This window comes from Marinobacter sp. F4206, from assembly GCF_019392195.1.
In the GTDB taxonomy this organism is placed as follows: domain Bacteria; phylum Pseudomonadota; class Gammaproteobacteria; order Pseudomonadales; family Oleiphilaceae; genus Marinobacter.
Genome location: NZ_JAHXKI010000004.1, coordinates 79,672 through 94,284 on the forward strand (window position 1 = coordinate 79,672; position 14,613 = coordinate 94,284).

12 protein-coding genes and 1 tRNA gene are annotated in these 14,613 nt (G+C 57.3%); 8 read left to right on the forward strand and 5 right to left on the reverse strand.

The window, feature by feature from the left end:
- The first annotated feature begins 45 nt into the window (after positions 1–45).
- From KZO34_RS16335 to pyrF, 4 genes are all read left to right on the forward strand, one after another.
- Positions 46–342, forward strand: a complete 297-nt coding sequence (locus KZO34_RS16335) for an integration host factor subunit beta (protein WP_007154691.1) — start codon at positions 46–48, stop codon at positions 340–342.
- A gap of 63 nt (positions 343–405) precedes the next feature.
- Positions 406–708 (forward strand): LapA family protein, encoded by a 303-nt coding sequence (locus KZO34_RS16340; protein WP_219477926.1) that lies wholly within the window; start codon positions 406–408, stop codon positions 706–708.
- On the forward strand, positions 708–1,877 hold the full coding sequence (gene lapB / locus KZO34_RS16345; RefSeq protein ID WP_219477927.1) for a lipopolysaccharide assembly protein LapB: 1,170 nt from the start codon (positions 708–710) through the stop codon (positions 1,875–1,877). The genes KZO34_RS16340 and lapB overlap by 1 nt, the downstream gene beginning before the upstream one ends.
- A gap of 29 nt (positions 1,878–1,906) precedes the next feature.
- Positions 1,907–2,617 (forward strand): orotidine-5'-phosphate decarboxylase, encoded by a 711-nt coding sequence (pyrF, locus tag KZO34_RS16350; RefSeq protein WP_219477928.1) that lies wholly within the window; start codon positions 1,907–1,909, stop codon positions 2,615–2,617.
- Between the two features lie 72 nt (positions 2,618–2,689).
- On the opposite strand, the gene KZO34_RS16355 is transcribed toward pyrF, so the two are convergent.
- A tRNA-Asn gene (locus KZO34_RS16355) sits at positions 2,690–2,765 on the reverse strand.
- 70 nt (positions 2,766–2,835) lie between these two features.
- Positions 2,836–4,020 (reverse strand): pyridoxal phosphate-dependent aminotransferase, encoded by a 1,185-nt coding sequence (locus KZO34_RS16360; protein ID WP_219477929.1) that lies wholly within the window; start codon positions 4,018–4,020, stop codon positions 2,836–2,838.
- Between the two features lie 198 nt (positions 4,021–4,218).
- Here KZO34_RS16360 and uvrB point away from each other — a divergent pair, with 198 nt between their 5' ends.
- Positions 4,219–6,276 carry an excinuclease ABC subunit UvrB gene (gene uvrB / locus KZO34_RS16365; protein ID WP_219477930.1) on the forward strand — a complete coding sequence of 686 codons (2,058 nt, stop codon included), beginning with the start codon at positions 4,219–4,221 and terminating at the stop codon, positions 6,274–6,276.
- On the opposite strand, the gene rimI is transcribed toward uvrB, so the two are convergent.
- A complete protein-coding gene (rimI, locus tag KZO34_RS16370) occupies positions 6,277–7,395 on the reverse strand; it encodes a ribosomal protein S18-alanine N-acetyltransferase (RefSeq protein ID WP_219477931.1) in 1,119 nt (372 codons plus the stop codon).
- 201 nt (positions 7,396–7,596) lie between these two features.
- Between rimI and KZO34_RS16375 the strand changes: the two genes are divergently transcribed.
- Positions 7,597–9,096, forward strand: coding sequence for a RimK family protein (locus KZO34_RS16375; protein WP_219477932.1), 1,500 nt, complete (start codon positions 7,597–7,599; stop codon positions 9,094–9,096).
- An 18-nt stretch (positions 9,097–9,114) separates the two neighbouring features.
- On the opposite strand, the gene KZO34_RS16380 is transcribed toward KZO34_RS16375, so the two are convergent.
- Complete coding sequence (locus KZO34_RS16380) at positions 9,115–10,275, reverse strand: cation diffusion facilitator family transporter (protein ID WP_219477933.1); 1,161 nt, start codon at positions 10,273–10,275, stop codon at positions 9,115–9,117.
- Positions 10,276–10,681: 406 nt separating this feature from the next.
- Between KZO34_RS16380 and KZO34_RS16385 the strand changes: the two genes are divergently transcribed.
- Entirely contained in the window at positions 10,682–11,710 is a 1,029-nt protein-coding gene (locus KZO34_RS16385; RefSeq protein WP_219477934.1) for a quinone-dependent dihydroorotate dehydrogenase, read from the forward strand.
- A 196-nt stretch (positions 11,711–11,906) separates the two neighbouring features.
- Here the strand turns inward: KZO34_RS16385 and rmf are convergent, their stop codons facing one another.
- Positions 11,907–12,119, reverse strand: coding sequence for a ribosome modulation factor (rmf, locus tag KZO34_RS16390; protein WP_070967976.1), 213 nt, complete (start codon positions 12,117–12,119; stop codon positions 11,907–11,909).
- A gap of 319 nt (positions 12,120–12,438) precedes the next feature.
- Between rmf and rlmKL the strand changes: the two genes are divergently transcribed.
- Entirely contained in the window at positions 12,439–14,613 is a 2,175-nt protein-coding gene (rlmKL, locus tag KZO34_RS16395) for a bifunctional 23S rRNA (guanine(2069)-N(7))-methyltransferase RlmK/23S rRNA (guanine(2445)-N(2))-methyltransferase RlmL (protein ID WP_219477935.1), read from the forward strand.

The following is a 14,613-nucleotide window of genomic DNA, read 5'->3' on the forward strand; positions in this document are numbered from 1 at the left end:
TCCGGTAATCGACGGCCGAATAATAAAGAAAGAGGGAAACGCCTCATGACGAAGTCCGAACTGGTCGAGCTGATTGCGTCCAAGCAAACTCAGCTTTCCGTTAAAGATGTAGAGCTGGCTGTAAAGACCATCATTGAACATATGTCCCAGTCCCTCGCCGATGGTCAGAGAATTGAAATCCGGGGCTTTGGCAGTTTTTCCCTGCATCACAGGGCTGCTCGCACCGGACGGAATCCCAAGACCGGTGAAGCGGTTCAGTTGCCCGCCAAGTTTGTGCCTCATTTCAAGCCGGGCAAGGAGTTGCGTGAGCAGGTTAACGATAGCTTGAAAAAAGGCTTCTGACGCCAGATCGGGGAACGGGTATAATCCGGGTTTTTCCAAAGCCCAAGTGGGAGCTCTATCGCTATGGCAGGATTGCAGAAAATTCTTATTATTCTGTTGGTGCTGGTCCTTATCCTGCTTGCGCTGGTGTTTTCACTCAATAATCAGATGGCCGTTTCGCTCAACTTTCTGTTGTTCGAAACCCAGCCCCATGGAGTGGCTGTCTGGATTATCATGGCATTTGTGATCGGTGCGCTTGTCGGTGTGCTGATAACAATGCTGGCAACTGTTCGTACCTCAGTCTCCCGGCGAACCCTTCAGAAACGACTTGATCGTGCCGAGCAGGCATTGGAGAAATCCAGGGCCCAGAACGACCGGACTCTTTAATGGATATAGTGCTTCAGTGGCTGCTGCTCACCGTGGCGGTCGCGGCCGGCTGGTTAGCCGGCAGGCTAGGTAGCAATGGTCGCAGGACCAAAAAAACCATCGCCGACGAAGATTCGGTGCGCGATCGTCTTCAGTTTCTTTTTACCAATTACTCCGACCAGGCCGTTGAGAATTTTGTTCAGTCCCTTGCAGTGAACAAGGATACGGTTAGCCTGCACCTCTCCATCGGTAGTCATTTCCGCCTGAAAGGCGAGACGGAACGAGCCATCCTGATTCATCAGAACCTTCTGGCCCGACCGGAATTGCCGACCCGCTTTTCGCCACAGGTAACCCTCGAACTCGCCAAGGATTACCTCAATGCTGGTCTCCTCGACCGAGCTGAAGCCTTGCTGCATCAATTGATGGGCGACCGGGACTATGGCCGCACATCGGCGCTGCAGTTGATTGAGGTTTATCAGCAGGAAAAGGAGTGGGGCAAGGCCGCTGATGTGGCTCGGGCGCTCACCAAAGGAGATGCCGACCCGGGAATGTTCAAGGTACTGGCGTACATTACCTGTGAACTGTCGGAAGAGTCGTTGCGGCACGATGATCGTTGGGCGGCTCAGAAGCTGGCTAAGGAGGCTCTGGATTACGATCAGTCCTGTGTCAGGGCAACCCTTATTCTGATGAAGCTGCAGATTCGTCAGGGCAGTTTCCGGGAGGCGGCAAACCAGAGTCTCAAAGTGTTTGACCAGAATCCGGAATTTGGTCCTGAGGCGGTTGATCGCCTGATGCGGCTGGAGCATGAGCATGGCGACGTGCGTCGTCTTGGCAAAAAGCTGCGTAAGCTCTATGAGAAATATCCCGGCACCAGTCTGCTTCTGGCTCTCGTTGAGTCCGTAGAGCGGTCCTCTGGCCGTCCAGCTGCCATCGACCTGTTGCGGCGGGAGCTTGAGACTCGCCCCAGCGTTCGGGGTCTGCTTCGACTGGTTGAGATGGCCGGTTACGAAAAAGGTATGACCACGGACGAGGGCCGGCTTGTCAGCCGGATTGGTCATCTCATCCTCTCCAATCGTCCAATATACCGTTGCGCGAATTGTGGCTTTTCTGGCCAGCAGTTGCATTGGCTGTGTCCAAGCTGCAAGCAATGGGAAACCGTCCGCCCCATCCAGGGCGTTGAAGCCGAATAACCTTTCTGACATTCTGCAGGACATTGAACGTGCAAATCGCTAACGATCCGAAGATTATCGTCGCGCTGGATTTTCCCTCCGAGACTCCCGCCCTGGAACTGGTGGAAAAACTGGATCCGGCCAAATGTCGTCTGAAGGTGGGCAAGGAGTTGTTCACCCGGTCTGGGCCCCAGCTGGTTCAGGGCCTTCAGCGACGAGGCTTTGAAGTCTTCCTTGACCTGAAATTCCACGATATTCCCAATACCACAAGCGCCGCCGTTGCCGCTGCTGCAGACCTGGGGGTGTGGATGGTGAATGTGCATGCCTCGGGCGGCGAGAACATGATGACGGCCTGCCGGGAGCGTCTGGAGCCTTTCGGCGCAGGCCGTCCACTGCTGATCGCGGTAACGGTTCTGACCAGTATGAGTGCTGAAGACCTGGCTGGGATCGGCATCAGCGAATCGCCGGAGGCCCATGTGTCCCGGCTTGCGACCCTGACCCGAAATTGTGGGCTGGATGGTGTTGTGTGTTCGGCCCAGGAAGCGCCGGCCCTGAAGGCTGAGCAGGGTGCTGATTTCCAGTTGATCACGCCGGGTATTCGCCCGCTGAGTGCAGCGAAGGGGGATCAGCAACGGATCATGACGCCGAGTGATGCCTTGCGGGCTGGCAGTGACTATCTGGTGATAGGCCGGCCGATTACCCAGGCTTCCGATCCGCTGGCGGCACTGGAGGCGATTCATCAGGAGGTGGCGGCTCTCTGAGTCGCCCGTATCTCGCCTGGCCGGAAAAGAAAAAAGCCGCTGATTCAAGGAATCAGCGGCTTTTTCGAATAGTGGCTCCCCGAGCTGGGCTCGAACCAGCGACAAACGGATTAACAGTCCGTTGCTCTACCAACTGAGCTATCGGGGAACGTCGTCGTGTGACGAGGCGCGTATATTAAGTTGGCAATACCGCCCCGTCAACCCCTGACCGGAACTTTTTAGCCAAGCGCTTTCTGAAGACGCTCGATAGCCTTTTTCAGGTTGTCCATGCTGGTGGCAAAGCTCAGTCGCATGTGCCCCGGGCAGCCAAAAGCAGAGCCCGGCACCAGTGCCACGCCGGCATCGGTCAGCAGTTTCTCGGCGAACTCGACATCGGAGCTGACGTTGGCGTCGGCATCAATGGCGCCCTGGAAACTCGGGAACACGTAGAAGGTTCCGTCACCGTTCAGGCACTCCACACCCGGCAACTGGTTCAGGGCCTCGACCAGCCAGTCGTGACGCTCCTTGAAGGCCTTGACCATCTCGCCTACACAAGCCTGGTCGCCATCCAGGGCAGCGGTTGCCGCCGCCTGGGAGATGGAAGCCGGGTTTGAGGTGCTCTGGGACTGGATTTTCTTCATGGCGCCAATGATCTTCGCCGGTCCGGCAGCATAGCCGATACGCCAGCCTGTCATGGAATAGGCCTTGGAGACACCGTTGAGCACGAAAGTGCGGTCGTACAGTTCCGGTGTGGCGGTCAGGATGTTGCAGAACGGTTTGCCGGTCCAGAGAATCGGCTCATACATGTCATCGGTGGCGATCATGATGTTGGGGTGCTTTTTCAGCACCTCGCCGATGGCCTGCAACTCTTCCAGGGTATAAGCCATGCCACTGGGGTTGGACGGGCTGTTGATCACGAACAGGCGGGTACGCTCAGTGATGGCGTTCTCCAACTGCTCGGGGGTGATCTTGAAGCGGGTATCCGCCCCGGTCTCGATGATCACCGGCTTACCCTCGGCGACCAGCACCATGTCCGGGTAGGACACCCAGTAAGGGGCCGGAATGATGGCTTCATCACCAGGGTTCAGGGTGGCAAGTGCGAGGTTGAAAAAGCTCTGTTTGCCACCACTGGATACCAGTATCTGGTTGGCTTCGTAATCCAGGCCGTTGTCCCGCTTGAACTTCGCAATAATCGCTTTCTTCAGGGCCGGCGTACCATCCACAGCAGTGTACTTGGTCTGCCCGTTGTTGATGGCCTCAATGGCCGCCTGTTTAATGTGATCGGGGGTATCGAAGTCCGGCTCGCCTGCACCGAGGCCAATGATGTCCTGGCCGGCTGCGCGGAGTTCCGCGGCCTTGTTGGTGACTGCGAGGGTGGGAGAGGGCTTGATAGCCTGTACTCGGCTGGAAAGTTGAAGGTCCAAACTTGCGCTCCTTAAAGCTGCGTCTGATAGGGCTGCGATCGGCCGGGAATCGGTGAATGAGCCGCAGAGCTGGCTGAATTTCGCCCAGCCGTCGATCGAACTGATGGTATCATGAAGCCGGCGTAACGCTAAATTTCTCGATGGTAGGGGGCCTGCTGACAGGCCGTCGCTGTCAAAACCGGAGGTTGTCCGCCTATTATGGCCAAAAATGAGTCCAGTGCTGACAAAGAGGGTGTGTTCAAGGTTGATTCGCCCTATAAGCCTGCCGGTGATCAGCCCAAGGCTATTGAAGGGCTGGTTGATGGTATTCAGTCAGGCCTGGCACACCAGACGTTGTTGGGGGTAACCGGGTCGGGCAAGACCTTTACCATTGCGAATGTTGTCGAGCAGATCCAGCGCCCGACCATCATCATGGCGCACAACAAGACACTGGCCGCCCAGCTGTACGGCGAGTTCCGCGAATTCTTCCCGAACAACGCGGTCGAGTACTTCGTCTCCTATTACGACTATTACCAGCCTGAGGCCTACGTGCCATCGTCCGACACGTTCATCGAGAAAGATGCCTCGATCAACGAGCACATCGAGCAGATGCGGCTGTCGGCGACCAAGGCACTGCTGGAACGGTCGGATGCGATCATCGTGGCCACAGTGTCATCGATCTACGGTCTTGGTGACCCCCAGTCCTATCTGAAGATGATGCTGCACCTTGACCGCGGGGACCAGATTGACCAGCGCTTCATTCTGCGTCGGCTGGCCGAACTGCAGTACACCCGCAACGATGTCGAGTTTCACCGGGCCAACTACCGGGTTCGCGGGGATGTGATTGATGTGTTCCCGGCAGAGTCTGAGAAGGAGGCCATCCGCATTGAGTTGTTCGATGACGAGGTGGAGAACCTCAGCTATTTCGACCCGCTCACCGGCGAGGTGTTGCGCCGGGTGCCCCGGGTCACGATTTATCCGAAGTCCCACTATGTGACGCCCCGCCAGACGGTCCTCGATGCGGTGGAAAATATCCGGGTCGAGCTGGACGAGCGCCTGCAGCAACTGCGTGACAACAACCGTCTGGTGGAAGCCCAGCGGCTTGAGGAGCGAACCCGTTACGATATCGAGATGATGATGGAGCTGGGCTATTGCAACGGCATCGAGAACTACTCGCGCTACCTGTCCGGTCGTCGACCCGGTGAAGCGCCGCCAACCCTGTTTGATTACCTGCCACCGAACGCCTTGCTGGTGGTGGACGAATCCCACGTGACTATTCCCCAGATCGGTGCCATGTACAAGGGCGACCGGTCCCGGAAGGAAACGCTGGTGGAGTATGGTTTCCGGTTACCCTCGGCCCTGGATAACCGTCCAATGCGCTTCGAGGAATGGGAGCGCATTGCTCCCCAGATGATCTTTGTCTCTGCGACCCCCTCCCATTACGAGGCGGAACACGCCGGGCAGGTGGTCGAGCAGGTGGTCAGACCGACCGGCTTGCTGGACCCCGAAATTGAGGTGCGCCCGGCTTCTACACAGGTGGACGATTTGCTCTCCGAGATTCACGCGCGGGTTTCGATCGAAGAGCGGGTGCTCGTAACCACCTTGACCAAGCGGATGGCGGAAGACCTCACCGACTTCCTTATGGAGCACGACATCAAGGTTCGGTACCTGCACTCGGACATCGATACCGTGGAACGGGTTGAGATCATTCGAGACCTTCGGCGGGGCGAGTTCGACGTTCTGGTCGGGATTAACCTGTTGCGGGAAGGTCTGGACATGCCAGAGGTATCCCTGGTGGCCATTCTGGACGCTGACAAGGAAGGGTTCCTGAGGTCTGAGCGTTCATTGATCCAGACCATTGGCCGCGCAGCGCGGAATGTTCATGGCAAGGCAATTCTTTACGGGGACCGGATTACCGGTTCCATGCAGAAGGCCATTGATGAAACCGCACGTCGGCGTGCCAAACAGACCGAGCACAATGAAGAGCATGGAATTACGCCCCAGGGCCTGAACAAGAAAATAGCCGATATTATGGAAGGTGCCGGTGGTGGCGGTCGTGGCCGCCGCAAAGCCGAGCGGCCCGGTCAGAAGGCCGCGGAGGAAGCGGAAAAGTACCGGGTGAAGACCGGCAACAAGTCACCCGAAGAGGTACTTAAAGAGGTGTCAAGGCTTGAAGACGAGATGTACAAAGCCGCCTCGGACCTCGATTTCGAGACTGCTGCCCGGATCAGGGACGAGATTTCTGACCTGAAAGAGGCCGCGTTGCGTACCGGGTGATCAGTTGTCTCGTTTGGGCCCGACGATGACCGCCGCCTGCAACGGTTGCAGGCGGCCGTACCGGGACATCTTGTCGAAGATTCGCCGGTCGATGGGCAGATATTGCTTGTCGGCCATGGTTTCGCCGGCGTCGACATCAATTTCCGGATCGTGCAGATAGACGAATTGATCGTCTATCGCGCACACCGTAACCCAGTGCGGAACCCGGCTTCGGTTCAGCTGCCAGGTGCTGATAAGGATAACGGGGACCCGCCCCTGATGAAGTGCCTGCTCCATGCCCTGGAGGGTCAGGGGGTCGTGATGAAGTGCAATGCCGGTCTGGCCGATATCGTGCAAAAAACCCTCATGCACCAGCTCCAGGACTCGCTTCTTGTCCTCGTTTCTGACGGTGTCCTTGAACAGGGCGCCCTCCTTGCTGATCCAGGCGCTGGCCTCGAAGCCCCGATTCCAGGCTGACAGTGCCAGTCCATGGGGGCCGCAGCCTCCATGGCCGGCCAGCATGAAGATGGTGGTCGCTTCACGCCAGAGTTTCAGCTCTTCCAGGGTGGTGACCGGCTGCTTTTCATCCTGTGCCGCCATGGCCATGATCAGGGCAGCGGGCCCGCATGAAAAATCGGTTGTCTGTGGGTAGTAGGGCACAGGGGAAAACTGTTTCGAGGGTTCGTAAAACAGAATCCGGCGCTCGAAGCGAAGGGCGTTCCCGTGATCCTCGTAGTAATCCCGGTAAGTGCCAAACTGGCGGTAGCCCAGGCGTTTGTAGAGGTTAATTGCGGGGTGGTTGTCTTCCCGTACCTCCAGGCGCATGACAATACGGCCGGTATTGGCTGCCTCTCGTTCGGCCTCACGCACCAGCTTTTCACCCGCACCACGGCCGCGGGCTTTCGGCGAGACGGCAATGGAGTAGATCCGGGCAAGCCGGGTGGCCGCGTTCATCAACACCAGGCAATATCCCACCAGCTCATCATCGAGGGTGGCGACGATCAGCCGGTCTCTTGGCATTTCGAGGAACCGACGGAAACTGCGTCGCGAAATCCGGTCATCCGTGAAACATTGGTTCTCCAGCTGGACGAGGTCATTGAGGTCGGTCGGTTTACCCTGTCTGAGCAAGAGATTGGACATGGTGGCAGAGCCTTGGTGAGAGTCGGGATAGGGAGTCTGGGTGGCTTCCCCTGCCGCGCTATTATGAGTCAGAGCCAGTCACTGAAAAATAGCTGAAGGATGCGTAAAAGCACGCATTATCAGAAGATTGTACAGGTTCCGGTGCAGGCGTATTGTGGCCCAAAATAATTAAGGCTGAACCTTCAGGGAGGAGCGCCTTCGATGTCCCGTTTGCTCATAGTTGTGGATCGTGCCAAAGACTGGTCGCCGTATTACCCCAGTGACGATGTTCTGACGTTCGATGAGTACCTGCAGTTTTCAGCACCGGCGTCCGGTCGCGTTCGGGTCATCAACCTTTGCCAGAGTGCCCGGTATCTGAGTCGGGGTTATTATTGTTCCCTGCTTGCCGAAGCCCGGGGGCACCACGTGGTGCCATCGGTGATGACGCTCAATGACCTGAGCCGGAAAGGGCTGTTTTCCCTGGAGCTGGAAGAGCTGGATGACAGCGTCGTGAACTGGCTTGAGGCTTCCGGGGCGGAAATTGATCCGTCCACGGATGCGCGGCAGGCAACTCACGAAGTGAGGATCCGAACCTATTTTGGTCAGGCGGGGCATCCGGAGCTCAAGCCGGTTGCCCGTGCGCTGTTTGACCGGTTTCCCTGTCCGATTCTGGAAGTGGTGTTCAAGCGCCGCAAAGGTTGGCAGATCGAGTCCATGAGACCCGCATCGCCAGCAGATCTGGACGAGCAAGAGCAGGACGTCTTCGCGGCCGCTCTCGACCGCTTCAGCAGCATGGTCTGGCGGAAGCCTCGGGCCCGGCGCCGCTACCGCTTTGACCTCGCGGTTCTGGTCAATCCAGACGAAGAGATGCCGCCCAGCGACAAACTGGCCCTGAAACGCTTCGAGAAGGCCGGGCGCAAACTTGGCATAAACGTAGAGCAGATTACCCGGCGGGATTACATGCGATTGCCAGAATACGATGGCCTGTTTATCCGGGAAACCACAGCGATTGACCACCACACCTACCGGTTTGCACGGAAGGCCGAAGCCGAAGGCATGGTGGTGATTGATGACCCGGTGTCCATCCTGAGATGCACCAACAAGGTTTTTCTGGCGGATCTCCTGAAAAACAACAAGGTGCCGACGCCCAAGACGTTGATTCTTTCCAAGGATCAGAAGCACGCGGTGGAGCAGATCATTGCGGAGCTGGGCTTTCCGGTCGTCATCAAAATCCCGGATGGCGCTTTTTCTCGCGGTGTTACCAAGGCTGAGGACGAAGCATCGCTTCGCGCCGGTCTGAAGGACTTGTTCAGACAGTCTGCCCTGGTTCTGGCGCAGGAGTATCTCTATACCGATTACGACTGGCGGATTGGCGTTCTTGGCGGCCGGGCCATTTATGCTTGCAAGTATATGATGGTGAAAGGTCACTGGCAGATATACCAGCACGGTGAGTCGAGCAGTGAGAGCGGCGATTTTGAAACCATGCCGACTTATGAAGTACCCCGAAACGTTATTCAGGCAGCTCTGAATGCCACCCGGCTGATTGGCAACGGGCTCTATGGGGTGGATATCAAGCAGTCGGGCAACCGGGTGGCAGTGATCGAGGTCAACGACAACCCCAGCATTGATGCAGGCGTGGAAGACCGCTTTCTCGGTGGAGAACTTTACACATTGATCATGCAGGAAATTCTGTCGCGAATGGAGGACAACCGGCGCCGTTAGGCGCCGGATTGCCGCTTCTCAGGGGCCGCTAACCCAAACCCGCACGCTGCCAAACCAGTTATAATCCGCAAGCTCTTCCCGAAGCCGGTCGGCTGTGAGCGTGTTGCTGTCCGTGGCGGTGTCGAAGAACAGTTCAAGATACACCTTGTTCTTCAGGTAATGCAGCCGCAGGCGGGTGCTGGATGGCAGCTCGCCCACGTGCCGGGACAAGACATCCAGGATCTCCTCGCGAGTGGGGAGGCGTTCCGACGTTGGTGGGTGGTCCTCATCGTTCTCGGCGTCAATGTGGAAATTGATGTCCCGAATGTTTTCGAGGGCATGACGCATGCCACCAACGACCTGCATGCCAATCTGGTGTCCTTCGGACACGCTGATATCCGGCCTTACAACCAGATGGATGTCGAGAAGGATGTCGTGCCCCATCCGGCGGCTGCGCAGTTCATGGACATTCCTTACACCATCGGTCTGGCGGGCAATATCTTTCAGCATGTCGGTGTCTTCCGGGGACAGGCCGGTGTCCACGAGCTCCTTGACGCTGTCCCAGGTAAACCTCCAGCCTACGTGTATGATAATACCGGCGATGACGACAGCCGCCAGAACGTCCAGCCAGAGCATGCCAGCCATGGCGCCGACGGTTGAAAACAGAACGACGACCGAGGAAAACGCATCGGTTCGGCTATGCCAGGCATTGGCAATAATCAGATCGGATCGGATTTGCATACCCACGCGCCGAGTGTAGTGATAGATCCATTCCTTGCCGGCCACTGACAGCCCTGCTGCCAGCAGTACCGGCCAGCCGGGCACAATATCGGCCTCACCCTCAATCAGGCGCAGCGTGTTCTCCCAGGCCAGGGCTGCACCCACGGCAATCAGGATGCTGCCCAGTACCAGGGTTCCGAAGGTTTCGATGCGCTGGTGACCGTAAGGGTGGTCTTCGTCGGGCTCCTGGCGCGAGACTTTCATGACCCCAAGAACCACCAGGTCCGATGCGACATCGCTGAACGAGTGAATTCCGTCTACCAGCAGAGCCTGAGAATGAAAAAGGGTACCTGCAATGACCTTAATGACGCCGAGAACGGCGTCGAGAACCATTCCAATGATGGTAACCCGGAATGCGGCCTTCATTTCCGTGGCCAGATTTTCTCGGTGGCGTTGTGCCGGCGAAACTGGCTCTTCCATCGCGTTGCTCCGGTAAGTGGCTGGTGTGTCAGTATAACGTTATTACAGGCGACGGCGAGGGGGGTGTTTTTTTGGCACCCGTGCACTATTTATGCACAATGTTGCTGAAGTGTGACGGGCTAACATTTTGTTCATGTTTACTCAATACCTTCCCTAAAAAATAATAAGTCATTGAAAATAAAGAGTAATTTAACTGGTTAAAAAATGATCAATCTGTAGACTGGCGCAGTTATCAAGGGGTGGCAAACGTTGCCCCGCGATTTTCAACAGGTTTATCCACAGATTCCGTGGAAAAGATCTTCGGAGGCGCGTCAGCCGGTCATTTGCCGCTGATTCTTCATGCGAAAGCGATGCTGTGGAAAACTTCCGGTATACTCCGGCTCACTCAATGGCAAGGAGTTTTCAGATGTACGGTGTAATCCGCAACCTGCTTTTTCGACTACCGCCTGAGCAGGCCCACAACATCGCTTTGACCGGGCTGGATGCAGCCAACAGGCTCGGATTACTGAGGGTTCTGTCCCGGAAGATAGATGCATTACCAGTGAATGTAATGGGGCTGGACTTTCCGAACCCAGTCGGTCTGGCGGCAGGGCTGGATAAAAATGCCGATCATCTGGATGCGTTGGGTGCGCTGGGGTTCGGGTTTATAGAGGTCGGTACCGTGACCCCGGTTGGCCAGCCAGGCAATCCCAAACCGCGCATGTTCCGTTTGCCGGAGCACCAGGCGATCATCAATCGCATGGGCTTTAATAATGAAGGCCTTCAGCATCTGCTTGACCGTGTGGATTGTCGACGCTACCGGGGCATACTGGGAATCAACGTCGGTAAGAACAAGGATACGCCGAACGAGGAGTCAGAGGCCGACTATCGAAAAGGCATCTGGTCTGTCTACACACGGGCAGACTACATTACGGTCAATGTCTCGTCTCCCAATACGCCGGGCCTTCGGGATCTCCAGTTTGGCGACTCCCTGAAGGGACTGTTGGAAGCCATCAAGGACGAGCAGGGGAGGTGTGAGCAGGAGTTTGGTCGCTACGTGCCCATAGCCGTCAAGATTGCGCCGGACATGGATGATGATGGCATCCGCTTTGTCGCCAGTGCGTTGCGGGAAACGGGTCTCGATGGGGTGATTGCCACCAATACCACCATTAGTCGTGATGCCGTGGCCGGTCACCCCCACGCAGTGGAAGCTGGCGGCCTGAGTGGGGCACCCGTGCGAGCGCCTTCTCTGAGAGTGATCCAGGGTCTCTACGCTGAGCTGGGGGAATCATTGCCGATCATTGGCGTTGGCGGCATCACCGACGGTGAAAGTGCTGCCGAAAAGATTCGGGCTGGTGCCAAGTTGGTACAGATCTATACGGGCTTCATCTACCAGGGGCCGGCATTGATTCGCGAAGCGGTAGAGGCCATCCGGCAGCTAAAGATTGAGGGGTAACTCTGTGATCGTACGGAAATGAGGTGGCGCCAGAACGAGAATGGGCCCGCTTAGCGGGCCCGTGCGGGGAATGTACCCCGTGGCGCTTCTTCGCATGGTACGGGGCGGGAGGCCCCGTTTGGGTTATTCAGCTTACTGCGTCAAATTGTGTGTACGAAAGATCAGATTAAGATCCGGAGTTTCTTGTGAATGTCCGTCACGCTGATGTGACGTTGGAAAGTTTGTGGATGCCGGATACTCCGGTCATGCCCTCCCAGTTATCGGTGCGGCCTTCTCGCCACCCGTTTAACCATTCCTGGCGGACTTCAGCTTGTTCGATGGGGCAGCTGTCTTTGGGCTTGCCAGACACGCCAGCGAGATAACCCCGCTTGAATGCACGAGCGTACATGTCTCTTTTCTGTCTTTTCATGCCGTTCCTCACTGATGGATTAACAGAACATGCGTGTACACATCTGCAGTGGCTATGACAGATGGGACCCACTCCGGGGATAACCCACTATTGTCAGCTCAAGCCAGAGCAGTCAGGATCCTGTTAACGGAGGAAAATATTGACCTCCGGAACGACGCGTCACCTACAAGGTAAGTCGAACGTCGAGCCGATGTACACTAATTATTTCGTCTACGCGACGCTTTTTTTATAGTTTTATGACATAAACGATGGCGGCCCTTCCCGGTAAAAGCCGCTATTCCGCAAACTTACCTGAAGCCTCTTGAACCAGGAGTTGAACTTGTCCAAATCTGTCTTTTTCGTAACCTGCCCAAAGGGAGTTGAATACCTGTTGGCGGACGAGCTCAGTACCTTCGGTCTGGAGCCGGTGCGCAATGCGCCGGCCGGCGTTTGGGCCGAAGGCACTCTGGAAGGGGGCTACCGGGTTTGCCTGTGGTCGCGTCTGGCAAACCGCATCATCCTGCATCTGGATGAGATCGACGCCACCAGCGGCGATCAGCTCTACGATGGCGTGGTTCATATGGACTGGCAGCAGCATATTCCTGTTAACGGCAGTTTCAAGGTCACGTTTCTGGGCCAGAATGACGCTATTCGTAACACCCAGTACGGGGCCCAGCGGGTCAAGGACGGCATTGTCGACCGGTTCCGTGCGGGCGGTGGTCAGAGGCCTTCGGTGGATGCGAAAACGCCGGATGTGACGGTGTCTGCGCGAATGAATCGGGGCAGGTTGTCGCTGGGGGTCGATCTGAGTGGCCACAGTCTTCATATGCGGGGCTACCGGACCGAAAAAGGCGCCGCGCCGTTAAAGGAGAACCTGGCGGCCGCGCTGTTGATGCGGGCGGGCTGGCCCAGCCTGGCTCGTGAGGGCGGCGATTTTATTGATCCCATGTGCGGGTCGGGCACGCTCGTGATTGAGGCGGCGATGATGGCGCTGGATCTCGCACCGGGCCGCAAACAGGAGCGCTTCGGATTTGAAAAATGGCCCGGCCACCAGCCGGAACTGTGGCTGTCGCTGCGTCAGGAAGCTGAGCGTCGAGCCCACGAGGGCAAACAGGGAACGGTTCCGAGAATCGCGGGGTTTGACCAGGACAGCCGCGTGGTTGCGACCGCGCGAAATAATATCCAGCGGGCGGGGCTGGAGGGCCTGGTGCAGGTCGAGAGCTGCCCGTTGGCGGACCTCAGGCTTGAAGGAACCTGGTCATCAACGGGCCTGGTGTTGACAAACCCTCCTTACGGGGAGCGATTGAGCGAACGCCGCGAGCTGGGCGGGATCTATCGCGCGCTTGGGGATGCGGTGAAACGCCTGGTGCCGGGCTGGCGACTCGGGGTGTTTACCGGTGCCCCGGAGTATGGCAAATCGATTGGCTTACGTAGCCACAAGCAGTATCGACTTTTCAACGGTAAGCTACCGGCGCAGTTGCTGTTGTTCGGGATCGACCAGGCCAGCGCCATGACCCCGCGCGAACCGGATGTTCCCGGAGAGATCACACCGCGAATCGCGAACGAGGAGCGGGCGGCGATGTTGCGAAATCGTCTGAAGAAAAACCTGAAATCGATCGGGCAGTGGGCGCGAAAGCAGGGAATCGGTTGTTATCGTCTCTACGATGCCGATATGCCTGAGTTCGCCCTGGCCATCGATATGTACGAGGGTCGGGTCCATGTGCAGGAGTATGCCGCGCCCAAGTCGGTGGATGAGCGCGCTGCCCGCGAGCGCCTGGCCGAGGCGCTGGCCATTATACCAGAGGCGCTGGGTATCGAGCGTGAGGCGATGGTGTGCAAGCAGCGTCAGCGCCAGGTTGGTACCAGCCAGTACGAGAAGCAGGCGGTGAGCGGCGAGTTTTTCCAGGTCCATGAACACGGTTGCGTGTTAAAGGTCAATCTGAAGGATTACCTCGACACGGGCCTGTTTCTGGATCACCGTCCGGTCCGGTACTGGATCCAGCAGCACGCCAGGGGCCAGCGTTTCCTTAACCTGTTTTGTTACACCGGGGCAGCAACGGTTCATGCCGTGGTTGGCGGTGCGAGCCGGTCGCTGAGTCTGGACATGTCGAAAACCTATGTGCGTTGGGCAGAGGAAAACCTGGCTCTGAATGGAGCAGACCCGAAGCGTCACAGAGTAGAGCAGGCGGATTGCCTGACCTGGCTGGCGGCGAAACCAGCCCCGGATCAGCGCTTCGATATGATTTTCATGGACCCGCCGACGTTCTCCAATTCGGCGAGAATGGCAGGGGTGCTGGATATTCAGAAGGACCACAGCCGCCTCATCCGCCAGGCGATGCAGCGGCTCAATTCGGAGGGTTTGCTGATATTCTCCAACAACTTCCGGCGATTCAAGCTGGATGAAGCGCTGACATCCGAATTTGATGTGGAGGAGGTGAGTCGCAGTACTCTCGACAAGGATTTTCAGCGCAATGCCCGAATCCACCGGTGCTGGCACATCCGCCATCGCGGCTGA